This is a genomic window from Chryseobacterium rhizosphaerae, from assembly GCF_003385455.1.
Taxonomy (GTDB): domain Bacteria; phylum Bacteroidota; class Bacteroidia; order Flavobacteriales; family Weeksellaceae; genus Chryseobacterium; species Chryseobacterium rhizosphaerae.
In genome coordinates, this window is sequence record NZ_QNUF01000004.1 from 149,614 (window position 1) to 173,709 (window position 24,096).

Genomic DNA, 24,096 nt, shown 5'->3' on the forward strand with positions numbered 1-24,096 from the left:
CTTTATATTTTTGTAATTAAAATTTTTGAATTATCCATGTTTAGTATTTTTTTTCTGAAGCCTACATATTCATTGTATTTTTCTTTTGTGTACATTCCTTTATTAACCTGTACTTTTCTTTTTACTTTAATTTCTTCTCCATTTTTAACAAAGCTTAAATTATAATACCCAAATTCAGATTTTAAATTGATGTCTTCCGGAGCCTCATCAATTTTATACCCCTTAGGAATGGTAAAATTAATTTCATACTCGTCTTCAAAAGCTTGTCTGATTTCAAAAGGAAGCTCACGGCTTTCTTCAGTTTTGTAAATAGTATTATTATAAATAGGAACAGCTCTGAATATAAGACTGTTTCCTGCTTTTTTTGCAAAATTATTGGCCTTGAAATCTATATCATAGGTTATAAAAGCTTTATCCTTATCGTTGACAAAGTTTTTCATTTCAACTTTCTCAAAGTTTAAAACATCTAACGAATTTCTCAGCGCATCATTTTTTTCTTTGGGATTAAGTCCGGTAAAGCCTAAAGTATAATCATACTGACTTCCTGTATAATAGAAGTTACCCTCTCCTGAAATGCTGTTATCCTCTCCTACTTTTACCTTCAGGACTTGTTTTTCTTTATTTTGATCAGCAGTGTATACGGGTGTATTAATCAGTTCTATCCCGTTTTTCTTCACAGAAAGCACATTTCTGTCTGTTGTACTATACCCTAAATGATTAAATGCAATTTGCTGTGATGTATTTTCAAGCCATATATTTCCCTTTTCGGTAGGAACCATTAAAATAGCATGATTCCCTCCCATTTTTGGAAATTCAGGATCAAAAGACACTTGGGAAGGACTGGAATTGATCACACAATAATGTGAAGGAATTCCTGCTTCATCCAATAAAATCTTCATATAGTTGGTAAGACCTTTACAATCTCCGTATCCTTTCTTATCTACTTCTTCAGGCAGCATAGGAAGCCATCCTCCAATTCCTAATCCCACAAAGATATATCGGGTTTTGGTCTGCATATACTGATAAATTTTCTTTACTTTATCTTCTACCGAACCTTCCAGTTTCAGGGCTGCTATTTCTGCTTTGATCGCAGGGGTAGAAACGGCAACAGGCTCTACCAGATTATTGTAATACCACGTTCCGAAATCTGTCCAATTATTTAAAGACCCCTGTTTACCCGCCAGATTAAATTTTGCCAACGCAAAACTTACCTTAGGTAAAATCTTCACAGGCTGCGGAATCAATGAAACATCATCAATTGCCGAAACATTCTTATAAGAATAGGTCTTTTCATTACCACTTCCGTTTTCTACAACAGAAGCATAGTTATATATAGAAGGATAGATTTTAGTTCGAAGTTCAATTCCTGATGTATTGATTATTTTAAGTTCTCCTTCCTCCAGTGAGGTATTGGTAGAGAAAAATGGAACGAAATCAGGAATGAAAATGGTATTCTTATCAGAAATCTGATAAGAGAAGTCTATAGTGTATGGATATTGAATCGGTGTATAATTAAAAACCAAAACCCTATTATCAGAGTAAAATACACCTTGATTGTTATTGGCAAAATCACCGAAATCAGATTTGGAATAACTTTTTATTTTCTTTCCGGAATCATCATAGATGGTCACCTTTACATCAGAAATACTGTTTCCTTTATCATAAGAAATATAGGCTACAGCTTTATTATCTCCATCTTTATTTAAAACAGTTGTTACTTTATTATATTGATATTTTATCTCATCAATTTTATTAATCTGAACCGTTGTAAAATCTTTTCGGACAACAATATTCGCATTTTTCTTTAAGGTTTCGGGAATTGCAGAAACAGGATATGTCTGAGCAAAATACATTGAAGCGGCAGATAATGCTCCAATCAAGAATATTTTCATCATGGTTATTAAAATTATGCAAACATAAGAAAATCTTAATAACTGTTAAATTTTTATTTAAAAAAACTGCTCCATCCGGTGAAGTATTTAATTATTTCAAATAAAAAATACCTTTATATCACTATATATAAGACACTTGTGAATAATCAAAAGACATTTATTGATTTTTACAGCTGTCTCACTAAGAATATACTTGTATCAACCGAATTTAACTTTTTATTATACTTTTCATGTTTTATTTTGCAAAAAAATGCGAAGCTAATATATAATCATAAAAAAAGACTCCATTTCTGAAGTCTCTATTTTTATTTTCTCTTTATCGTTAGTCGTTAGGAATTCTTTTGCTATCATAAGAATCACTTCCAAGACCCAGCACCGGGATAAAAATAAATCCCAAGAAAAACAACAAAAGGGTGTATAAAGGGGTCTCTTTTGCAAAACCCTTCGCTAATCTTTCGTTGACTACCCAACTTGCAAAAAGATTCACAAAAGGAATACAAAATAAAATGATCCACCAAATAGGTTTCTTTACAATATCCAGTAAAACAATGATATTGTAAATAGGAATAAATGCAGCCCATGCATCTTCTCTTCCTGCTTTCTGAAAGATTTTGTACATGCAGTATCCATAGAATATATAGACCAGTAAGCTCATGAACAATGTTCCGATTCCTAATCCTGCTGCCGCTGCTCCGGACACCGCATCTACCCCTTCATAAGGGTCTGTTTGTAAAAGAGTTAACATATTATTATTTTTTATTGGTTTCTTCAAATATAGAAAAAGCTTCTAAATAATTAGAAGCTTTTCTTGTATATTTTACATGTATTCTTTAAATACGCTTATGCATCAATTTTTGCATACTTAGCATTTTTCTCAATAAACTCTCTTCTTGGTGGAACTTCATCTCCCATCAACATTGAGAAAACACTGTCTGCTTCTACAGCATTATCAATAGTTACCTGCTTCAGAATTCTGTGCTCAGGGTTCAGAGTAGTCTCCCAAAGCTGTTCAGGATTCATCTCTCCAAGACCTTTGTAACGTTGTACTTCTACTCCTTTTCCGTCCGGAGACATCTCCAATGTAAACTCTTCACGTTCTTTTTCGTTATAAGCATACATTTTTTTGTTTCCTCTTTTTAATAGATATAAAGGTGGCTGAGCAATATAAATATATCCGTTTTCAATAAGTTCTTTCATATATCTGAAGAAGAACGTAAGAATCAGGGTAGAAATGTGAGATCCATCAATATCAGCATCGGTCATGATTACGACCTTATGGTATCTTAGCTTAGCCATATTCAATGCCTTGCTGTCTTCTTCTGTTCCTACAGAAACTCCAAGAGCTGTATAGATATTTCTGATTTCTTCATTATCATATACTTTATGAAGCATAGACTTCTCAACGTTCAGAATTTTACCTCTTAACGGAAGAATAGCCTGGAAGTGTCTGTCTCGCCCTTGTTTAGCTGTACCTCCTGCGGAATCTCCCTCTACAAGGAAGATCTCAGATTCAGCCGGATCTTTTGATGAACAGTCAGATAGTTTTCCCGGAAGACCAGAACCTCCCATAGGAGATTTTCTCTGAACCATTTCACGGGCTTTCTTAGCCGCCTGTCTTGCTTTTGCAGCCAGAACAACTTTTTGAACAATTATCTTCGCTTCATTAGGATTCTCTTCCAAGAAATTAGTAAGCATCTCCCCTACAATCTTATCAACAGCTCCAGAAACTTCAGAATTTCCTAATTTTGTTTTGGTCTGTCCTTCAAACTGAGGTTCCATTACTTTTACAGAAATTACAGCTGTCAATCCTTCACGGAAGTCATCACCAGTAATTTCTACTTTCTCCTTTGCCGGAAGTCCCAATTCATCTGCATATTTCTTAAGAGTTCTTGTTAAAGCTCTTCTGAAACCAGCAAGGTGGGTACCTCCTTCATGAGTATTAATATTATTAACGTAAGAGTGTAAGTTTTCGTTGAAAGATGTATTGTAACGCATTGCTACTTCAACCGGAATATCATCTCTTTCACCTTCCATGAAAATAACGTGCTCCATAATAGATTCACGGCTTCCGTCAATATAGGCAACAAATTCCTTCAGACCTCCTTCAGAATGAAAAATTTCAGTTTTAAAAGAACCATCTTCCATTACCTCTCTTTCGTCGGTAAGTGTAATGGTAATCCCTTTATTAAGGTAAGAAAGTTCTCTTAAACGGCTTGCTAACGTATCGTAGTTATAAACTAATTCCGTGAAAATAGTATCATCCGGCTGGAAAAACTGTTTTGTTCCTCTTTTGTCACTGTTACCAATTTCTTCTACTCCTGTTTGAGCTTTTCCTTTGGAATAAACTTGCTGATAAACATTTCCGTCTCTGTAAACGGTAGTTATCATTTCGTTGGAAAGTGCATTCACACACGATACCCCTACTCCATGAAGTCCTCCTGAAACCTTATAAGAATCTTTATCAAACTTACCTCCGGCTCCGATTTTTGTCATTACAACTTCAAGAGCGGATTTCTGTTCTTTTTCGTGAAAATCAACCGGAATACCTCTACCATTATCACTTACTTCAATTCCGTTTCCTTCTTTAATGGCCACAAAGATCGTATCGCAGTATCCTGCCAACGCTTCATCAATAGAGTTATCTACTACTTCATAAACCAAATGGTGAAGACCTCTTGTCCCTACATCACCAATGTACATTGAAGGACGCATACGAACGTGCTCCATTCCTTCTAATGCCTGAATACTACTAGCTGTATATTGTTTCTGACTCATATTAAATATTAAAAATCTTGCTATATGCAAAGACTTACAAATATCGTGATTTTTTTCGAATTATGAAAGTTAAAATGTGTCAAAAAATGTAGACTTTTCTTAGGGAAAACTTAAATAAGAGTGGATTTATAAAAGATTCAAAATTACATGGTATTCCTGAATTATTGGCTGTTTTAAATCATACTTAACATCCATAATTTATACGTAAATTTATGTATTCAAAAGTTGATATTATGGATGATTTTATTGCTGCACGTGCCCAGATGGCTCTATCTCTGGGCTTCCATATCATTTTTTCCTGTGTGGGTATGGTAATGCCTTTTTTAATGGCCTTTGCCCACTGGAAATATTTAAAAACAAATAATGAAGTATATAAAGGTCTTACCAAAGCCTGGAGTAAAGGGGTAGCCATATTATTTGCTACAGGTGCTGTTTCCGGGACCATGCTTTCCTTTGAACTGGGACTTCTGTGGCCGGGATTCATGAAGCATGCAGGCCCTATTTTCGGAATGCCGTTTTCCTTAGAGGGAACCGCATTTTTTATTGAAGCTATTGCGATCGGTTTCTTTTTATATGGATGGGAAAGATTTAATAAATGGTTTCATTGGTTTTGTGGCTTCCTTGTAGGAATAAGCGGGCTGGCTTCCGGAATTCTGGTAGTTGCAGCCAATGCCTGGATGAACTCTCCTACCGGCTTCGATTATATTAACGGGCAGTATCTGAATATTGATCCCATCAAAGCGATGTTTAACGATGCCTGGTTTCCCCAGGCTCTCCATATGACGGTTGCTGCTTTTTGTGCAACAGGATTTGCTGTAGCCGGTGTACATGCTTTATTGATTATTAAGAAAAGGAATGTGGAATTTCATACCAAAGCTTTTAAAATCGCTGTTGGATTTGCTCTTATAGGTGCTTTTGGAGCCCCTTTAAGCGGTGATATTGCTGCAAAATCTGTAGCGGAAAGACAGCCTATTAAATTGGCAGCTATGGAAGCTCATTTTGAAACAGAAAAGGGAGCAGCCTTTGTGATCGGTGGAATTCCGGATGAAGAAAAGGAAGAAATAAAATATGCGGTAAAAATTCCAAAAGTGCTAAGCTTTCTGGTGAGCAATGATTTCAATGCTGAAGTAAAAGGTCTTAAAGATTTTCCAAAAGATGAATGGCCACCAATAGCTGTTACCCATTATGCATTTCAGATTATGATCTTCTTTGGAGTGATTATGATCTGTATTGGAGTAATCTACTTATATGCTTTATTCTTCAAAAAAGAATGGCTGAAAAAAACCTGGTTGTTAAAAACATTTTTAATTGCCACCCCTTTCGGATATATTGCCCTGGAAGCAGGATGGACAGTCACTGAAGTAGGTCGTCAGCCCTGGATTATTTATGGAGTCATGAGGACCATAGATGCTGTAACACCAATGCCCGGAATACAATATTCTTTCTATTTTTTCACTGCTATTTTCGTATCATTATCACTGATTCTTATTTTCCTTTTAAAAAGACAGATACAAATGGTACCTAAAATTTATGACCCTACGGACCCAAAGTTTAACGAAAAAAACAAAAAATCATGATTTACATTGTTATAGGCTTTCTATGGCTTTCCATCTGTCTTTATATTATTCTGGGGGGCGCGGATTTCGGAGCGGGTATTGTAGAGCTTTTCACCAATAAAAAAGCCCGTCATAAAACCCACGAAATCATGTATGAATCTATTGCTCCCGTTTGGGAGGCAAATCATATGTGGCTTATCATCGCCATTGTGATTCTTTTTGTAGGGTTTCCTGAAATCTATACGACCATGTCTACGTATCTACACATTCCTTTAGTATTGATGCTTTTAGGAATTATTGCAAGGGGAACAGCTTTTACATTCAGGCATTATGATGCCGTGAAAGATAACTGGCAGGTTTTGTACACCCAGATATTTTACTATGCCAGCCTTTTAACACCTTTTTTCCTGGGGTTAATAGCTGCGGCTACGGTTTCGCAATCTATCGATCCTAACGCTACCACTTTCCAGGATCTTTATATTTTCAGCTGGCTGAACTGGTTTGGGGTTTCTGTAGGATTATTTACGGTAGCGCTGTGTGCTTACCTTGCTTCCATCTTTTCATTAAGGGAGACTAGGGATAAAGCAGATCTGCTTCTGATGATCAGAAAATCCAAACAAACCATGATCTTTGTAGTTATTACCGGAATTCTTGTGTTTTTCACAGCTTATATTTCGAATATTCCGCTTGTAATATGGGTATTCTCAAAACCTTTGGGGATCATGTCTATAGCTTTTGCTACTATTGCTCTCCTGCTTATCCTTCGCGCTATGAACCGTCAGAAATTACTTCCTGTACGTGCTTTAGCTGGCTTTCAAATGGTAATGATCCTTGTAGCAGCAACCTATCAGCATAATCCTGATATTATTTTATTGGCAAACGGACAGCATCTTTCCCTTTTCGCCACTGCAGCTCCAGCCAAAACAATTGCGGCATTAGGATGGGCGCTGGTGCTTGGTTCCTTATTTATCCTGCCATTCTTATTTTACCTGATGTTTTCATTCAGTCGTTTAAGAAAATAAGTTCCGGATATAATTCAACCTGAGTTCCGGATAAGAATAAGATATTCGAAGCCTGAAGTTTATATTGTAAGTATTTTTATCATAAAACATAAATAAAATTGAACTTCAGGTTTCCATCCCATGATAACACTCTTATTCAGCTATCTTCTCTGAAAAGGGCTTACTCAGAATTCAGGTTAATTCAGGATTTATTTTTAAAAAATTCATTAATTTTCTCTGCGCATTGTCTGCCTTCCGCAATAGCCCATACTACAAGGCTTTGTCCTTTTCTGGCATCACCACAGGTAAAAATTTTATCTTGATTGGTTTTGTATTCTTTATTATTTCCGATTAAGTTCCCTTTGGGATCCAGGTGGATGTCTAATGCTTCAACCAGTCCTTTATGCTCAACATGGGTATATCCTAAGGCAATAAAAATAATATCGCATTCGAGTACAAATTCAGAGGCTGGTTTTTCTGTATATAAGTTCCATTTTCCTTCATCAGAATCTTTTGTCCATTCTGCTTCCACCAGGCGAATTCCCTTTAGGGTTCCGTTTTCATCTTTCACAAATTCTTTTGAATTCACAGACCACATACGGTCACATCCTTCTTCATGGGAGGAAGTAATCTGTAGTAGAGCCGGATAACTGGGCCACGGCATCGTTTCATCCCTTTCTGTTGGCTGCATAGGTTTATAATAAATCTGATATACCACTTCTGCTCCCTGACGGTTAGAAGTGCCTATACAGTCAGACCCTGTATCTCCACCTCCTATGACCACTACTTTTTTTCCTTTTGTATTAATTTCTTCTTCCTCAAAAGGAATCCCGCTTACTTTTTTATTACTCTGTTTAAGAAAATCCATAGCGAAATAAATACCTTTTGCATCCCGGTTGGGAATCACCAGGTCTTTGGGAACAGTACTTCCCGTTGCCAATACAATTGCATCAAAATTACGGTTCAGTTCTTCTACAGCATAATTAACACCAACATTAATTCCCGTACAAAACTCAATCCCTTCTTCTTTCATCCATTGAACTCTGCGTTCTACAATATTTTTATCCAACTTAAAATCTGGTATTCCAAATCTTAATAATCCTCCTATTTCAGGATCTCTTTCAAAAACCGTAGTCATATATCCCATCTGGTTCAATTGATAAGCTGCCGCCAATCCGGCAGGTCCGGAACCTACGACAGCAACTTTTTTATCTGTCTTCAGCTTGGGAAGTCTTGGCTTGGCAAAACCTTGCTCAAAAGCCATTTCTACAATATTCTTTTCTATTTCTTCAATGGTAACGGCCTTGTCATTAATTCCCAACACACATGCACTTTCGCAGGGAGCGGGACAAATTCTTCCGGTAAACTCAGGAAAATTATTTGTAGATATTAAAATCTGATACGCTTTTTGCCATTGCTTTTTATACACAGCTTCATTAAACTCAGGAATAAGATTTCCCAGAGGGCAACCATTCTGGCAAAATGGAACCCCGCAATCCATACATCTTGCCGATTGACAATTCAACTGCTGATCAGAAGGTTTCTGGATAAATTCTTTATAATCCTTAAGTCTCTTTTCAACATCCAGTTTAGAGGGAAGTTCCCTATCATATAATAAAAATCCATCTATCTTCCCCATTACGTAATATCATTTATCTGGTTTTCAATCACTTTCTTATATTCTCTCGGATACACTTTCGTAAAATGCTTACAGCTGTTATCCCAATCGCTTATGATATATTCTGCTAATGTACTTCCTGTATTTTCAGAATGTTCTTTGATCAGATTAAAGATCAATCCTTTATCCTCCTCTGTAATAGATTCCAGATCCGCCATATCAGGATTAAAATGATATTCCAGCGTTTTATTTACATCCCAGACGTAAGCAATACCTCCGCTCATTCCTGCGCCAAAATTTCTTCCGACCCCACCCAGGACAATAACTTTTCCTCCGGTCATATACTCACATCCATGATCACCAATTCCTTCTACAACTGCAGTAGCTCCGGAGTTCCGAACAGCAAAACGTTCTCCTGCCATGCCACTGATAAACACCTTTCCTGAGGTGGCTCCATATAAAGCAACATTTCCAACAATGCTATTTTCGTTGGCATGAATAATAGCCTCTTTATGAGGGAAAATCATCAGCTGAGCACCAGAAAGCCCTTTCCCTAAATAGTCATTGGCATCTCCTTCTAAACGCATGGTAATTCCTTTATTACAAAATGCTCCAAAACTTTGTCCTGCGGTTCCTTTAAAATTAAATAATAATGAATTTTCATTCATTCCCTCAGACTTATAAATTTTGGTTAATTCATGGGAAAGAATAGTCCCTACAGTACGATCCGTATTCTTTATATCAAATCCGGCCTCCATTGATGTATTATTTTGAAGAGCGTATTGAGCAGCTTCAACCATTTTCCAGGAAATAGAATTCCCCAATCCCGCATCCTGGTCTTCAGATTTAATTACCGGCAAATCGGTTTTTATTTTATAAAGAACCCTGCTTAGGTCTATCCCCTGATGTTTCCAGAAGGTAGTATTTGTTTTTCTTTCAAGACATTGAGACTGGCCTACCATTTCATCAATGGTCCTGAAACCTAAATTAGCCATAATCTCACGAACTTCCATCGCAAGAAATCTAAAATAATTCACCAGATGTTCAGCTTTTCCCTTGAATTTTTTTCTTAATTCTTCTTTTTGAGTGGCAATCCCAACAGGGCAAGTATTCAAATGACATTTCCTCATCAGTATACAGCCTTCAACAATGAGCGCAGAAGTAGCAATTCCCCATTCTTCTGCCCCCAACAAAGTAGCTATAGCCAAATCACGTCCTGTTTTCATCTGTCCGTCAACCTGCAGAGTAACCCTCTGTCTCAATTTATTTTTAATCAGAGTCTGATGGGTTTCGGCCAATCCAAGCTCCCAAGGTAACCCGGTATGGCGGATTGAGCCTAAAGGTGATGCTCCTGTACCTCCGTCATATCCTGAAATCAGAATATGATCTGCTTTTGCCTTGGCAACCCCCGAAGCTATAGTTCCTACTCCTGCTTTTGAAACCAACTTTACCGATAACCGGGCATGGCGATTGGCATTTTTTAAATCAAAAATAAGCTGGGCCAAATCTTCAATAGAATAAATATCATGATGTGGTGGTGGAGAAATCAGCCCAACACCAGGTGTCGAGTGTCTCGTTTTACCAATCCACGAATCCACTTTATCACCCGACAATTGCCCGCCTTCTCCAGGTTTAGCACCCTGAGCCATCTTTATTTGAATTTCGTCTGCTTCTGCAAGGTATCTGGCAGTAACCCCAAACCTTCCGGAAGCTACCTGTTTAATGGAAGAACGCAAGTTATCTCCATTCTTCTCAGGTGCATATCTGGCCTCATCTTCTCCTCCTTCTCCCGTATTACTTTTTGCCCCTATCCTATTCATTGCAATTGCCAATGTGGTATGTGCCTCCCAAGAAATAGACCCAAAAGACATCGCTCCTGTTGCGAAACGCTTCATTATGCTTTCTATGGGTTCAACTTCTTCCAGCGGGATGGACTCTCTGTCATTTTTAAATTCCAGTAAACCTCTCAGTAGAGTTGCTTTACCCATTTGCTGATTGACAAGTCTTGAATATTTTTTAAAAACATCATAGTCATTGTTCCAGGCAGACTGTTGAAGTAAGTGAATAGATTGTGGATTAAACTGATGATACTCATTATTACTTCTCCACTGGTAAATACCTCCTGTATCCAGTAAAGAGCTTTCCATATCCTCCTTAAATGCGTCCTGATGTTTTAGCAAAGCTTCTTTCGCGATTTCATCAAATCCAATGCCTTCAATTCTGGAAACAGCTCCTGTAAAGCATGTATTGACCACCAATTTATTCAACCCTATAATTTCAAAAATTTGTGCCCCATGGTAGGATTGTAAAGTGGAAACTCCCATTTTAGAAAATATCTTTAAAAGTCCATCTCCTACCGCTTTTTTATAATTATCTCTTAGCTTTACTAAGTCTTCCTCTTCAAATGCCCCTTCATCAAACATTTGTCTGATACTTGCCAATGCCAGATAAGGGTTAATTGCCGTTGCTCCAAACCCTAATAGTGTTGCAAAGTGATGAACCTCCCAAACATCTCCAACCTCCATTACCAAACCGATCTTCCTCCGGATTCCTTTTCTGATCAAATGATGGTGTACTGCTGAGCATGCCAGTAGTGAAGGAATAGATGCATGCTGAGAATCCAGTGACCGATCTGAAAGTATTATTACTTCAAATCCATCATCTACTGCATCTACCGCATACCTGCAAATCCTGTCGATTGCTTTTTTCAATTCACCTTCCTTTCCTCTCGCATTGAAATAAGTATAAATAGTTTTGGCTTGAAATCTGCCGGTATCAACACTTCTTAATTTTTCAAGCTGATTATTGTTAATAACAGGATTTTCCAGTTTGATAGAATGTGCAAAGTTTTTATCTTCTTCTAAAAGATTTCCATTTCCTCCGATAATGGTAGTCAAAGACATGACCAGTTTTTCCCTTATCGGGTCTATCGGTGGATTGGTTACCTGGGCAAATAACTGTTTGAAATATGAACTCAAATGCTGTGGTTTCTCACTCAGCACAGCTAACGGAACATCAAATCCCATTGACCCAATCGGTTCTTTACCATGAGAAGCCATTTCTTTAATCACTCCGTCCAAATCTTCTCTGGAATATCCAAATGCCTTCTGATACTTAAAAATATCTTCTGTCTGAAGTTTATTGAACCGAATTTTAGGGTTGGGTAATTCGGTGATATTAATCCTCATACTATCCAACCATTCCCGGTAGGGTTTTGAGGTACATATTTCTTTTTTCAATTCATCATCACTGATGATTGTTCCTTTTTTCATGTCTACAAGAAACATTTTGCCCGGCTGAAGATGACCTCTTTTAATTATCTTTTGAGGATCCACAGACAGTGCTCCTGATTCGGATGCCATAATCACCAAATCATCCGATGTAATACAATATCGTGAAGGACGAAGTCCGTTTCTATCCAAAGTAGCTCCTATCATATCACCATCTGTAAAGGAAATGGAAGCGGGTCCATCCCAGGGCTCCATCAAGCAGGCATGAAACTCATAGAAATCTTTTTTGTAGTGCTCCATCTGCTCATGTCCATCCCATGCTTCAGGAATCAGCATCATCATTGTATGAGGAAGCGACCGCCCCGAATGATACAACAGCTCCACCATATTATCGAGATATGAAGAGTCTGATTGTCCCGGTTTTGTTAAAGGGAGAAGCATATCCATTTCCTGAGGGGTAAAAAAAGGGCTTTGGAACATTTTTTCAGAAGATCTCAACCAATTAAGATTTCCGCCTAAAGTATTTATTTCGCCATTATGCGCTAAAAATCTAAATGGCTGTGCCAAGCTCCATGTGGGAGAAGTATTGGTAGCAAAACGGGAATGTACCATTCCAAATGCAGAACGAATTTTGGGATTGGTAAGGTCTTTAAAATAATTCCGAACCTGAATACTTCTCAATTGGCCTTTATAAATAAGTTTTTTACAGGAGAAAGAAGCCACATAAAATCCAATAGGATCATTATTGGTAATACTGATCATCTGATGAGAAATATAATTTTTAAAAATAAATAACTTTCTCTCAAAATCTTTTTCAGTATCCAGATCAAAAGGACGCTCAATAAAAAGCATCTCCATCACGGGTTCTACACTTTTCGCCAAATCACCAAGATCAATATTACTCACCGGAACAGGGCGATATCCTAATATTTTAAGATGCAGCTTTTCTGCAGATTGTGCGATGACCTCTTTACATTCTTCCCGAATAAAATTATTCTGAGAAAAAAATAACATTCCAACACCATAATATCCAGATTCTGGTAAATCTATCCCAACGTTTAATGCCTCATCATATAAAAGCTCATGAGGGATCTGGATTTGTATCCCTGCACCATCCCCGGTATTACTTTCATATCCGGTAGCACCGCGATGCTCCATGTTCTCCAGCATGGTAATGGCATCACTTACAATCTTATAACTTTTTACTCCTTTGATATTCGCTACAAAACCAACTCCGCAGGAATCAAATTCAAATTCAGGCTCATAAAGACCCTGGTTTTTTGTAAAATTATCTGGATTTTTTTTTCGTGTTGTATTCATCTACATATTCATTTTCATATCAAATGTAATGAAAAGAACAATTCTAAAGAATATAAATTACATTTATTTCAATAAAATATATTCAAAGCATAATTTTACATAATAAAATAAAACAATAAATAAACATAATATCACAAACACAACAAATACATAGATATTAAACAATAGAAATACAAAATATTAATCTATAAATTCCAATCAATTAATAATAAAACTAAGTAATCTTTAGTAAAAAAAAGAAACCGGTACAGACTTATTCTGCACCGGTTTTTATTATTTATTTCGATAAAACCTATACCAGTTTCATCAAAAGAACTTCATCAATCTTATCAACTTTCACAAGGTTGTTCTTGGTCAAAGTCTTAGAAGCTTTATCCCACTTCTTCCCTGATAATTGGCTTCTTTCTTTTACTTCTGCCAAAGCAATTGCATCTTCCTGAGAATTCAGAATTTCAAGAATTACTTTTTCATCTTCTCCTAATTCAATTTGAGGAACGGTTTTCTCCGGTCTCATCTGAGGGAAGAATAGAACTTCCTGGATAGAAGCATTATTCGTTAAGAACATAATCAATCTGTCCATCCCAATTCCTAATCCTGAAGTTGGCGGCATACCATATTCAAGAGCTCTTAAGAAATCCTGGTCAATAAACATCGCTTCATCATCACCTCTTTCAGACAAGGCCATTTGAGATTCAAAACGCTCTCTCTGATCAATAGGATCATTAAGCTCTGAATAAGCGTTTGCGATTTCTTTACCACATACCATTAATTCAAAACGCTCCGTTAAACCTTCTTTACTTCTGTGTTTTTTAGTCAATGGAGACATTTCAATAGGATAATCTGTAATGAATGTTGGCTGAATGAAGTTTCCTTCACATTTTTCACCAAAAATCTCGTCGATTAATTTTCCTTTACCCATTGTTTCATTCACCTCAATACCGATAGACTTTGCGAAATCATATAATTCCTGCTCAGTTTTTCCGGTGATATCAAAACCTGTAAATTTCAGAATAGCTTCTGTCATTGAAACTCTTGGATAAGGAGCTTTGAAATCTACATTATGCTCTCCAAAAGTAGCTGTTGTAGTTCCGTTTACCTGGATAGCACAGAATTCCAATAATTTCTCCGTGAAATCCATCATCCAGTTGTAGTCTTTATAGGCCACATAGATCTCCATTGCGGTAAACTCCGGGTTGTGCGTTCTGTCCATCCCTTCATTTCTAAAGTTTTTGGAGAACTCATATACTCCGTCAAAACCACCTACGATCAATCTTTTCAGATACAACTCATTGGCAATTCTTAAATATAATGGAATATCTAAAGCATTATGATGCGTGATAAACGGTTTTGCTGCTGCTCCTCCAGGAATAGACTGTAAAATAGGAGTTTCCACTTCAAAGTATCCGGCATCATTAAAGAAAGTTCTCATCGCATTGAACAATTTTGTTCTCTTCACGAAAATTTCTTTCACCTGTGGATTTACTGTTAAATCTACATAACGCTGTCTGTATCTTAATTCAGGATCTGTAAATCCATCGTGCACCACTCCGTTATCATCAGTTTTAGCCTGAGGAAGAGGACGCAAAGCCTTAGTAAGAAGGGTAAAGTTTTTCACTAAAACGGTCATCTCTCCTACCTGAGTCGTAAACAAAGTACCCTCAATACCGATAATATCACCGATATCCAAAAGGTGCTTGTAAACTTCGTTATATAATTCTTTATCTTCTCCCGGACAGATCTCATCTCTGTTAAAATATACCTGGATCTTACCCTTAGAGTCCTGCAACTCAGCAAAAGAAGCCTTCCCCTGAATTCTGCGGGACATTAATCTACCAGCGATCTTCACCTGTTTATTCTCAGAAAAATCCTGTTTTATAGATTCTGTCGTATCTGTAATAGTATACTCCTCCGCTGGGAACGCATTAATCCCCATTTCAGTAAGCTTGTTCAGCTTTTCTCTTCTAATGATTTCTTGTTCTGATAATTGCATTTCTTATTTTTCTAAAAGCGTACAAATTTAGTCATTTTTGAGGTGACCATCAATCGCTTTTTAAGAAATTTTTCAAATTGTAAGGATGAATGGTAAATTTTGCAACTAAGATACGAGGACATAAGAGTAAAGACAGGAGACAAGAGACTTGGAGATATGAGACTTTGAGACTTGAGATGGTAACTGGATTACCAATCTCTTTACAATGGTATAGAAATCCAATTCTGAACATTGCTCCTTCTCAGTAAATTTGCTTTGTCGTGAATGGATCAGTTACACCGCAAATTGACCTCTGAGATTTTCAACCAGTCTTTACGATTCTGTTTGGGAATAAATGTCCAGGCCAGTATTCTGCTTATTTTCTGTCCCTGAGCCATATCAATGATCTTGAACTCCACCACTTTTATCTTTTTTAAAAGCGAACTAAGTTTATAAAGATTATCTTTTTTAGAAACAAGGCATGTAAACCAAAGAACCTGTGAGGAATACAACAAGCTCTCGTTAATCATTTTTGTAATAAAGGCAAGTTCGCCCCCTTCACACCATAATTCTGTCTGCTGGCCTCCAAAATTAAGTAATGGCTTCTGGTTCCTGGAACGGTTAAGGTTTTTTGTTTTTCTTATATTTCCCTTCATGGCAGATTCCTGAGAATCATGGAAGGGAGGATTACACATTGAAAATGCAAAACGTTCTCCGGTAGTAATGATATTTTTAAATATATGTTCGGAGTTTTTTTGATGTTTTAACTGAATAGCCGGTGAAAGATCAGGGTTTTGATCTAAAATAAGCTGAGCACTAGCTAAGGAATCTTCACTGATATCCGTTCCTGTCATGGTCCATCCATAAGATCTATGGCTGATCAAAGGATAAACAAGATTTGCTCCCACTCCTATATCTAAACCTTTTACAGAAGCGCCGGTAGGAACTTCATGGTGTTGTTCCGCCAACAGATCTGCAATATAATGTACATAATCTGCTCGTCCCGGAATAGGCGGACATAGGTTAGTGTCAGGAATATCCCAGTTTTTAACCTTATAAAAGTGCAACAGTAATGCTTTATTGAGCAGCTTAACTGCCTGAGGAATACTAAAATTAATGGTTACCGTCTGATAAGCATTAACAAAAACATACTGCTTCAGTTCCGGCACACAAGAAATGAGCTGATCAAAATCATAAGGATTACGATGCAGATTTCTTGTGTGCAAACTGGATTTTTCAGTAGACATATTTTATTTCTTCTGACTTAAAATATACTCCACCATCTTTTTGGCATCTTCTTTAGATACCTGTGGATGGGCAGCCATAGGGACACCTCCCCAAACACCACTTCCGCCTTCTATAATCTTAGAAGCAAGCATTTCCATATCCTTTTCAGAATATTTACCCGCTATTTCCTGATATGAAGGTCCTATCATTCTCTCGCTAACAGAGTGGCATCCTGAACAGTCCAATGTTTCGATGATCTGATCACCTGAAAGATTAGATTTTGCAGGTTCTGAAACAACAGCGGTCTCAGAAGATGCAGCCACATCTGCTGTATTTTCTTTTTTAGAACAGGAAAAGGCTAAAAAACCTAAGGCTCCTGCCAAAAATATTTTTTTCATTATTTCTTTGCTGTAGAGTCTGTTTTAGCAGCTTCAGGAGCAGGTGTAGCAGGAGTTGCAGCAGCCGGAGCAGCAGTCTTAGCCGTAGAATCTACTACAGTTGTTACTTCAGGTTCCGGAAGCATAGTGTTGCTGTCCTGTAATGAGTGATCTGTCTTTTTTGAACAGTTTACTACTAATAACCCTCCGATAAATGCGATAGCTAATACTTTTTTCATTTTTTTCTAATTTGGAAGCAAAAATATAAAAAATAAAGTTTTAAACTTATGACAAATGTTTTCTTTGAACATATTTTTTAAAAACCAAGTATTTGAAATCAGCAGCTAGAAAATAATTCATTTTCCAGAGATATTTAAATTTCGTTAGTATTTTTGTTACACCAACCATTGAAACCCAATACAATATTATTATGATTAGAAAAAATGTATTAATTACAACCTTATTTGTAGTGCTAACTTCCCTCGCCTCATCTTGTGACAATTCATCACACGATGATCAGAAATCAGAATATTCCGATGAAATAGAATCTGTATCTCTTTTAAAAACCACAAAATCATGGGATGGGACACCATATCCCAATTATCCGAATGGCCAGCCGGAAATATCCGTTCTCAGAATTTCAGTTCCTCCCCATAAAGCTTTGAACTGGCATAAACATCCTGTTATCAATGCAGCGTATATAGAAAAAGGAGAAATTCAGATTGAGAGAAAAGAAGACGGCAAAACCCAATGGATCAGACAAGGACAGGCTGTTCCCGAAATGGTCAATATCGCCCATAGAGGTAAAACCGGAGAAAAAGGGGCCACCTTAATTGTTTTCTATAGTGGAACCACAGATCTTTCTTTATCAGAACCGGTGAATTAAATGATTTTTTGAACAGAATTTTTGAAATTTAATATTTATTCTAAATTGATATTAAAAAGATAATAGTAAATTTAAGCTATGATTCTACTATCAAAAATTCTGTTTTTTACCAGTCATCACGGTTTTTATACTGTGATCATTATCATTTTATTCTTTGGGTTACTTTCATATTTGACAAGAAAAGCATGGTTTCTTGCTCCTATTCTTCCTTTGGCCATTCTAAACGGATTTGGCGGACAGTTTCTGAATGCCTGGTTCTTACATAAATATGGTGTGGAAAGTACAGCTATTATCACTTCTGATAAGGAAACCAATTCTACGCTAAATGACATGTATATCCATGATTACGAAGCTATTGTAAAGAAACAGGATGGAAAATATGTCTCCACTTTTTTTTCTACAACTTCGGCTTCCATCTACCCTATTGAAAATGCCATCAGAATTCCAAGAATGGAAGAACCCTTTCCGGTAAAATATATCCCCGGATATGAAAAAAATATAGTTATTCTTTATAATCAATCCATAGAAGGACAGATGGCTGTTAAATATTCAAAGCTTGCTCCGGTCAATTCTGCAAAGATCAAATATGAAGCAGACAGAACCAACAAAGATTTTATCCGGGAGTACATTTCAGCATTGGAAAACTACCTAAACGATTATGATGATGAAACTTACGAAACAAAGTTAAAAGAACTCAAACAAGAGCTTGAACAGGTGGAATAATAAAATGTAATACTTATTTTTTTATTTTTTTAAAATTTTTTATTTTTTGTATTAAAAAAATTTCTACATTTGTCTCATGTTAAATATGAGCAACAATATTTGGTGGTGGCTTTCAAACTCTTCGTCGGGTCTGGAGGTATTGTCATGTTGCTAATCATACAGCAGAATTAATTTAAAATACAATATATAGGCTTTGACGGATTCCGTTAAAGCCTTTTTTTTATTCCTTAATCTCACATAAAAATAAAACTACAGATGTTTACTGATACTATCAAAATAAAAACCGTTTCGAAAAAAACATTAGGAGATCTTCATACTCCAATGAATATTTATCTTAAAATCAGAGACAAATTCAGGGACACCATCCTTCTGGAAAGTTCTGATTCCAAAAGTATTGACAATAACTTTTCCTTTATTGCCATCAATGCGATTGCAGGAATTGAAGTAAAAAACCTCAACGAATTTGAAGTTAAACTTCCTAATTCCGCTCCTGTAAAACAATTAATCATGGAGCGTGACATTACGGAGATCTTTGAAAGTTTTCGTACCGTTTTCCAATGTGAAAAAACAGATGACCCTATCGAACAGACTGCTCAAAGCCTTTTTGGATATACAAGTTTTGAGGCCGTGCAGTTTTTTGAAAATGTGAATCTGAAGGAGCAAAGCCCTGAAGTAGAGCTTCCGATCCTCAGATACCGACTGTATCAATATGTGATTGCCATCAACCATTTTAATGATGAGATGTATATTATTGAAAATCAAATTGACGGCATAAAATCTGAACTTCGCTTTTTGGAAAATATTATTAAAAACCAGAATACCCCGGTTTATCCTTTTGAAAAAAATGGCCAGGAAACTTCCAATATTACCAACGAGGATTATATCGAATTGGTAAAAACGGCTCAAAAGCACTGCATGAGAGGGGATGTATTTCAATTGGTTTTAAGCAGAAGGTTTGAACAGAAGTTTAAAGGTGATGAATTTAATGTATATCGTGCTCTAAGAAATATCAATCCTTCTCCTTATTTATTCTATTTTGATTACGGAAATTACAAACTATTCGGATCAAGCCCTGAAAGTCAACTGATTATCAAAAACAATAAGGCCATTATTCATCCGATTGCCGGAACATCCAAAAGAACAGGGAATTTTGAAACGGACCTGGAATCTATCGAAATATTAAAAGCTGACCCAAAAGAAAATGCCGAACATACCATGCTGGTAGACCTGGCAAGAAATGACCTTGGAAAGCTTGGAAAAAATGTAACCGTTACCAAACTTAAAGAAATTCAATTATTCTCCCATGTTATTCATATGGTAAGTGAAGTAACCGCTGATTTACCGGAGAACATCAATCCTCTTGAAATGGTTTCTGCAACTTTTCCACAGGGAACTTTAAGCGGAGCACCCAAACACAGAGCTTTACAGCTTATCAATCAGTATGAGAAAGATTCCCGTGGATATTATGGAGGATGTATCGGGATGATTGGCTTGAATGGGACCTGTAACCAGGCTATTATGATCAGAACATTTTTAAGCAAGAACAATACCCTGTATTACCAGGCCGGAGCCGGAATTGTAGCTAAATCTGTTCCTGAAAATGAATTACAGGAAGTCAATAATAAATTGAATGCGCTGAAAAAAGCGGTAGAAAAGGCGGGAAAGATAGTTGAAAGTTAAAACCAATACACTAAACAGTATATCTGACCCAACTACTCACTAACAATTGGCCAATCAAAAAAAAATAAAAAAATGAATAGCAATATAAACAACCAACACTCAAAATCTAAAGTTTTAGTTTTCGACAATTACGACAGCTTCACTTATAACCTTGTTCAGATCATCGAAAAAATTCTGGATCAAAAGGTGGATGTGGTAAGAAATGATAAGATCACTTTAGAAGAAGTGGGAACATATGATAAAATAATCCTTTCTCCCGGTCCCGGGATTCCGGAAGAAGCGGGAATTCTATTGGATCTCATCAAAGAATATGCTCCTACGAAAAGCATTTTGGGAGTATGCCTTGGCCAGCAGGCTATTGCAGAAGCTTTCGGAGGAAGTCTTGTCAATCTGTCTGAGATTTTTCATGGAGTGGCAACGACTACTGAAATAGTAAAAGAAAATACCCTGATTTTCAGGAATATTACTTCAGGTCTGGAAGTAGGAAGATACCACAGCTGGGCTGTGAATCCGGAAAACTTCCCTGAAGAACTGGAAATTACCGCAGTAGATAAAGACGGAATGATCATGGCTTTACAGCATAAAACCTATGATGTACATGGTGTACAGTTTCACCCGGAAAGTATTTTAACTCCCGAAGGAGAAACCATCATCAAAAATTTCCTTTTACAATGAAAACAACAGAAATCTCTTCAACAATAAAAACGCCCCAAATGAAAGAAATATTACAATACCTTTTTAATCATAATACGTTATCAAAATCTGAGGCAAAAGCTACTATGATTGAAATTGCTCAGAATAAATTCAATGCTGCAGAAGTGACTGCCTTTGTCAGCGTTTTCCTGATGCGTAATATTACCTTAAAAGAGTTGGAGGGGTTTAGAGAAGCTCTCTTACAAATGGCCGTTCCTGTCCATATAGAAGCCCATGACACTATCGATATTGTAGGAACAGGAGGTGACGGAAAAAACACAATCAATATATCAACATTGGCCAGCTTTGTAGTGGCCGGAGCCGGGCAGAAGGTAACAAAACATGGAAATTATGGTGCTTCAACCACTACAGGCTCATCCAATGTACTGGAAGAACTTGGATATGAGTTTAAAAATAATTCAGATCAGCTGAATGAAGACCTTGAAAAGGCCAATATCTGTTTTTTACATGCTCCTTACTTCCACCCTGCCCTTCAATCTGTTGGATTATTGAGAAAATCATTGGGATTGAGAACTTTTTTCAATCTTCTGGGCCCTTTGGTAAATCCTGCCAAACCTCAATATTCTGTCATTGGAGTATACAATCTGGAAATTGCAAGAATATATCAGTATCTCCTACAAAAAGAAGATCGTGATTTCATGCTCGTTCACGGATTAGATGGTTATGATGAGATCAGCCTGACTGATGACACTAAGATTATCACTAAAAATGGTGAAAGCATCTACTCTGCAGCAGATTTAGGTTTTAATCCGGTAACACTGGAAGATATTAAGGCGGGTGAGACAACTCAGGAAACGGCAAAAATTTTCAGAAATATCCTGGAGGGTAAAGGTACAGAACATCAGAATTCTGTAGTGCTTGCCAATGCTTCCGTATCGCTTCATCATACCAATAAGTTTGGATCTTATGAAGACTGTCTTCTTTTGGCTAAAGAAAGTTTGGAAGGCGGAAAAGCACTGAAGAGTTTTGAACTTTTAATGAGCTAACAGTTATAAAGCAGTTTAAGAACCATTGTAATTTCTATTATTAAAAAAACAAAAATGACTATACTGGATAAAATTATTGAAAGGAAAAAAGAAGAGATTGGTGTTGCAAAATCAGGAATTTCCGTTAATCGCTTAAAAGAGGCCGAGTTTTTTGGAAGAAAGACGTATTCTCTGAAAGAATCTGTAAAAAATAAAAACGGAATTATTGCTGAATTTAAAAGGCAATCTCCCTCAAAAGGAATTATCAATAATAGCATTTCTCCTTTACATGTAGTTTCTGCCTATGAAAATTTCGGGGCGAGTGGAATTTCTATCCTTACAGATAAAGATTTTTTCGGAGGCGACCTCAGTGATATTCTGACCGTAAGAAATCAGATCAACATCCCTATTTTGAGGAAAGATTTTATGGTTGATGAGTATCAGTTCTACGAAGCAAAAAGCATTGGAGCGGATGTTGTTTTGCTGATTGCATCCTGTCTTTCAACCAGTCAGGTCCAGGAGTTCACAGAATTGGCTCATGATCTTGGTCTGGAGGTTTTGCTGGAAATTCACACTGAGGAAGAGTTGAAACATTTCCATTCAAATATTGATCTGGTAGGAATTAATAACCGAAATTTGAAAGATTTCAAAGTTGATTTGCAACATTCCGTACAGTTAAAGAATTTACTTCCAAAAGACGTTTTATCTGTCGCTGAAAGCGGCATTTACAGCCTTGAAGATTTCACCTATTTAAAAGAAAAAGGATTTGACGCCTTCCTGATGGGTGAATATTTTATGAAGAATCCTGATCCTGCAAAAGCATTTGAAGAGTTCAGCGTTGAAATCAGCCAATAAGGTTATTTGATAATCTGAGAATAAATGAGTAACAACAAAATATATACTGAATGAACCTGCACCCTCACCTCAAAGTATGTGGCTTAACAAAAACTGAACAGATCCAGGAGCTGATTGGTATGAAAGCAGATTTTCTCGGCTTTATATTTTATGAAAAATCCCCGAGATATGTGCTGAATCAGCTGGGTCTTCAAGATATTGCAAACATCGAACATTCAGGAAAAACAGGTGTTTTTGTGAATGAAGAAATTGATCAAATTGTAGAAATAGCTGAGAAAGCCCATTTAAATTACATTCAGCTTCACGGCGATGAAAACCAGGACTTCACCATTGAATTGAGAAAAAAATTAAGTCCGGAAATTAAAATCATTAAAGTCATAAGAATTGGTCATGACGCTGCAGAAAACAGGAATAAAATACAGCAGATCATCAATTCTCCACTCTCCACTCTCAATTATTTGCTATTTGATACCGACAGCAAAGCCTTTGGAGGAACTGGAAAACAGTTCGACTGGACAGTATTGAATGCATTTGAAATCCCTCTTCCTTATTTTTTAAGTGGTGGTATTTCGGAAGAAAATATAGAAAATATTAAATTTCTGCATCAAAAACCTTTTGCCTTAGACATCAATTCAAAGTTTGAAATTGAACCCGGCAATAAAGATATCGACAGAATTAAACGATTCCAATCAATATTACACAAGAAAGAATCCCAACGGGACGAATTGCTATAGAATTGGGATGAAAACAATATTACAATTATGAAGTATCAGATAAAACAGGCAGAAGAATTGACGGAAACTGAAATAGAACATATTCTTCAGCTTTGGGATGTTCCTGTGTGGAGCAGTATGAAACCTTCCTATTTCCGAACTTTCTTTAAAGACTCAGAATTTCATCTTCTATTGGATACGGATGAATCTATACTGGCTGTTATCCGTAATAATTTTGATTTTACATTGGAAATATCCGGAGAACAAATTACCTTCACAGAGGCTGTAGGGCTTGTTTCAGCTCATAAGAAAAAAGGTTATGGAGCCAGGCTTGTTCAGTATTTTAAAGATAATGCCAATCAAAGAAATATGGAGACCATTGGATTCTGTCACGAGGAACTCCGTCCTTTTTACCAGAAATGCGATATTGAAATTCTATATGATAAAGCAAAATCAATCAAAGAGAATGAGAATTCGGAATGGGTTAATTCTGAAGACGATGACATTTTAATTTTTAATATTTCAAAAGAAAGAAAGGAACAGCTCAGCCAGCTGAGTGCAGAGAATACTGCTTATTTAATTACTAAAGAATAAA

The 24,096-nt window shown here is 36.6% G+C and carries 19 protein-coding genes; 10 read left to right on the top strand and 9 right to left on the bottom strand.

The genetic code is table 11. The features are described 5' to 3' along the window. Nucleotides 1-2: 2 nt before the first annotated feature. The 3 genes from DRF57_RS05000 to gyrB form a co-directional block, all read right to left on the bottom strand. Nucleotides 3-1,895, bottom strand: coding sequence for a DUF3857 domain-containing protein (locus tag DRF57_RS05000; RefSeq protein ID WP_115917211.1), 1,893 nt, complete (start codon nucleotides 1,893-1,895; stop codon nucleotides 3-5). 319 nt (nucleotides 1,896-2,214) lie between these two features. Next, complete coding sequence (locus DRF57_RS05005) at nucleotides 2,215-2,637, bottom strand: DUF5684 domain-containing protein (protein WP_047485477.1); 423 nt, start codon at nucleotides 2,635-2,637, stop codon at nucleotides 2,215-2,217. 95 nt (nucleotides 2,638-2,732) lie between these two features. Then, nucleotides 2,733-4,667, bottom strand: a complete 1,935-nt coding sequence (gyrB, locus tag DRF57_RS05010) for a DNA topoisomerase (ATP-hydrolyzing) subunit B (RefSeq protein WP_047485479.1) — start codon at nucleotides 4,665-4,667, stop codon at nucleotides 2,733-2,735. A 233-nt stretch (nucleotides 4,668-4,900) separates the two neighbouring features. Between gyrB and DRF57_RS05015 the strand changes: the two genes are divergently transcribed. Next, entirely contained in the window at nucleotides 4,901-6,244 is a 1,344-nt protein-coding gene (locus DRF57_RS05015; protein WP_047485739.1) for a cytochrome ubiquinol oxidase subunit I, read from the top strand. Next, nucleotides 6,241-7,245 carry a cytochrome d ubiquinol oxidase subunit II gene (locus DRF57_RS05020; protein ID WP_047485481.1) on the top strand — a complete coding sequence of 335 codons (1,005 nt, stop codon included), beginning with the start codon at nucleotides 6,241-6,243 and terminating at the stop codon, nucleotides 7,243-7,245. The genes DRF57_RS05015 and DRF57_RS05020 overlap by 4 nt, the downstream gene beginning before the upstream one ends. Before the next feature lie 181 nt (nucleotides 7,246-7,426). Here DRF57_RS05020 and DRF57_RS05025 read toward each other — a convergent pair whose 3' ends face one another. From DRF57_RS05025 to DRF57_RS05050, 6 genes are all read right to left on the bottom strand, one after another. Further along, nucleotides 7,427-8,863 (bottom strand): glutamate synthase subunit beta, encoded by a 1,437-nt coding sequence (locus DRF57_RS05025; protein ID WP_115917213.1) that lies wholly within the window; start codon nucleotides 8,861-8,863, stop codon nucleotides 7,427-7,429. Further along, nucleotides 8,863-13,392, bottom strand: a complete 4,530-nt coding sequence (gene gltB, locus DRF57_RS05030; RefSeq protein WP_047485486.1) for a glutamate synthase large subunit — start codon at nucleotides 13,390-13,392, stop codon at nucleotides 8,863-8,865. Before gltB ends, DRF57_RS05025 begins: the two co-directional genes overlap by 1 nt. 292 nt (nucleotides 13,393-13,684) lie before the next feature. Next, the gene (gene lysS / locus DRF57_RS05035) at nucleotides 13,685-15,382 is read right to left on the bottom strand and encodes a lysine--tRNA ligase (protein ID WP_047485488.1); all 1,698 of its coding nucleotides are present in this window, start codon (nucleotides 15,380-15,382) and stop codon (nucleotides 13,685-13,687) included. A 269-nt stretch (nucleotides 15,383-15,651) separates the two neighbouring features. Continuing rightward, on the bottom strand, nucleotides 15,652-16,608 hold the full coding sequence (rlmF, locus tag DRF57_RS05040; RefSeq protein WP_115917215.1) for a 23S rRNA (adenine(1618)-N(6))-methyltransferase RlmF: 957 nt from the start codon (nucleotides 16,606-16,608) through the stop codon (nucleotides 15,652-15,654). A 3-nt stretch (nucleotides 16,609-16,611) separates the two neighbouring features. Further along, a complete protein-coding gene (locus tag DRF57_RS05045; RefSeq protein ID WP_047485492.1) occupies nucleotides 16,612-16,986 on the bottom strand; it encodes a c-type cytochrome in 375 nt (124 codons plus the stop codon). After that, nucleotides 16,986-17,204 carry a hypothetical protein gene (locus tag DRF57_RS05050; RefSeq protein ID WP_115917217.1) on the bottom strand — a complete coding sequence of 73 codons (219 nt, stop codon included), beginning with the start codon at nucleotides 17,202-17,204 and terminating at the stop codon, nucleotides 16,986-16,988. The genes DRF57_RS05045 and DRF57_RS05050 overlap by 1 nt, the downstream gene beginning before the upstream one ends. Nucleotides 17,205-17,395: 191 nt before the next feature. Between DRF57_RS05050 and DRF57_RS05055 the strand changes: the two genes are divergently transcribed. From DRF57_RS05055 to DRF57_RS05090, 8 genes are all read left to right on the top strand, one after another. Then, nucleotides 17,396-17,851, top strand: a complete 456-nt coding sequence (locus DRF57_RS05055) for a cupin domain-containing protein (RefSeq protein ID WP_047485496.1) — start codon at nucleotides 17,396-17,398, stop codon at nucleotides 17,849-17,851. Between the two features lie 78 nt (nucleotides 17,852-17,929). After that, nucleotides 17,930-18,574 carry a hypothetical protein gene (locus tag DRF57_RS05060; protein WP_084086040.1) on the top strand — a complete coding sequence of 215 codons (645 nt, stop codon included), beginning with the start codon at nucleotides 17,930-17,932 and terminating at the stop codon, nucleotides 18,572-18,574. Nucleotides 18,575-18,829: 255 nt separating this feature from the next. Beyond that, nucleotides 18,830-20,254 (top strand): anthranilate synthase component I family protein, encoded by a 1,425-nt coding sequence (locus DRF57_RS05065; protein WP_047485499.1) that lies wholly within the window; start codon nucleotides 18,830-18,832, stop codon nucleotides 20,252-20,254. Between the two features lie 72 nt (nucleotides 20,255-20,326). Beyond that, nucleotides 20,327-20,929: an anthranilate synthase component II gene (locus tag DRF57_RS05070; RefSeq protein WP_084086042.1), complete on the top strand. Its 603-nt coding sequence runs from the start codon at nucleotides 20,327-20,329 to the stop codon at nucleotides 20,927-20,929. Between the two features lie 38 nt (nucleotides 20,930-20,967). After that, nucleotides 20,968-21,954 (top strand): anthranilate phosphoribosyltransferase, encoded by a 987-nt coding sequence (trpD, locus tag DRF57_RS05075; RefSeq protein ID WP_115917323.1) that lies wholly within the window; start codon nucleotides 20,968-20,970, stop codon nucleotides 21,952-21,954. A 54-nt stretch (nucleotides 21,955-22,008) separates the two neighbouring features. Next, nucleotides 22,009-22,788: an indole-3-glycerol phosphate synthase TrpC gene (gene trpC / locus DRF57_RS05080; protein ID WP_115917219.1), complete on the top strand. Its 780-nt coding sequence runs from the start codon at nucleotides 22,009-22,011 to the stop codon at nucleotides 22,786-22,788. A gap of 50 nt (nucleotides 22,789-22,838) precedes the next feature. Then, the gene (locus tag DRF57_RS05085) at nucleotides 22,839-23,522 is read left to right on the top strand and encodes a phosphoribosylanthranilate isomerase (protein WP_115917221.1); all 684 of its coding nucleotides are present in this window, start codon (nucleotides 22,839-22,841) and stop codon (nucleotides 23,520-23,522) included. Between the two features lie 27 nt (nucleotides 23,523-23,549). Beyond that, complete coding sequence (locus DRF57_RS05090) at nucleotides 23,550-24,095, top strand: GNAT family N-acetyltransferase (protein WP_084086045.1); 546 nt, start codon at nucleotides 23,550-23,552, stop codon at nucleotides 24,093-24,095. Nucleotide 24,096: the final 1 nt, after the last annotated feature.

Bases quoted from the DNA above. Each gene is read 5' to 3' on its own strand.
- DRF57_RS05000 (WP_115917211.1), bottom strand. From the start codon at position 1,895: ATGATGAAAATATTCTTGATTGGAGCATTATCTGCCGCTTCAATGTAT.
- DRF57_RS05005 (WP_047485477.1), bottom strand. From the start codon at position 2,637: ATGTTAACTCTTTTACAAACAGACCCTTATGAAGGGGTAGATGCGGTG.
- gyrB (WP_047485479.1), bottom strand. From the start codon at position 4,667: ATGAGTCAGAAACAATATACAGCTAGTAGTATTCAGGCATTAGAAGGA.
- DRF57_RS05015 (WP_047485739.1), top strand. From the start codon at position 4,901: ATGGATGATTTTATTGCTGCACGTGCCCAGATGGCTCTATCTCTGGGC.
- DRF57_RS05020 (WP_047485481.1), top strand. From the start codon at position 6,241: ATGATTTACATTGTTATAGGCTTTCTATGGCTTTCCATCTGTCTTTAT.
- DRF57_RS05025 (WP_115917213.1), bottom strand. From the start codon at position 8,863: ATGGGGAAGATAGATGGATTTTTATTATATGATAGGGAACTTCCCTCT.
- gltB (WP_047485486.1), bottom strand. From the start codon at position 13,392: ATGAATACAACACGAAAAAAAAATCCAGATAATTTTACAAAAAACCAG.
- lysS (WP_047485488.1), bottom strand. From the start codon at position 15,382: ATGCAATTATCAGAACAAGAAATCATTAGAAGAGAAAAGCTGAACAAG.
- rlmF (WP_115917215.1), bottom strand. From the start codon at position 16,608: ATGTCTACTGAAAAATCCAGTTTGCACACAAGAAATCTGCATCGTAAT.
- DRF57_RS05045 (WP_047485492.1), bottom strand. From the start codon at position 16,986: ATGAAAAAAATATTTTTGGCAGGAGCCTTAGGTTTTTTAGCCTTTTCC.
- DRF57_RS05050 (WP_115917217.1), bottom strand. From the start codon at position 17,204: ATGAAAAAAGTATTAGCTATCGCATTTATCGGAGGGTTATTAGTAGTA.
- DRF57_RS05055 (WP_047485496.1), top strand. From the start codon at position 17,396: ATGATTAGAAAAAATGTATTAATTACAACCTTATTTGTAGTGCTAACT.
- DRF57_RS05060 (WP_084086040.1), top strand. From the start codon at position 17,930: ATGATTCTACTATCAAAAATTCTGTTTTTTACCAGTCATCACGGTTTT.
- DRF57_RS05065 (WP_047485499.1), top strand. From the start codon at position 18,830: ATGTTTACTGATACTATCAAAATAAAAACCGTTTCGAAAAAAACATTA.
- DRF57_RS05070 (WP_084086042.1), top strand. From the start codon at position 20,327: ATGAATAGCAATATAAACAACCAACACTCAAAATCTAAAGTTTTAGTT.
- trpD (WP_115917323.1), top strand. From the start codon at position 20,968: ATGAAAGAAATATTACAATACCTTTTTAATCATAATACGTTATCAAAA.
- trpC (WP_115917219.1), top strand. From the start codon at position 22,009: ATGACTATACTGGATAAAATTATTGAAAGGAAAAAAGAAGAGATTGGT.
- DRF57_RS05085 (WP_115917221.1), top strand. From the start codon at position 22,839: ATGAACCTGCACCCTCACCTCAAAGTATGTGGCTTAACAAAAACTGAA.
- DRF57_RS05090 (WP_084086045.1), top strand. From the start codon at position 23,550: ATGAAGTATCAGATAAAACAGGCAGAAGAATTGACGGAAACTGAAATA.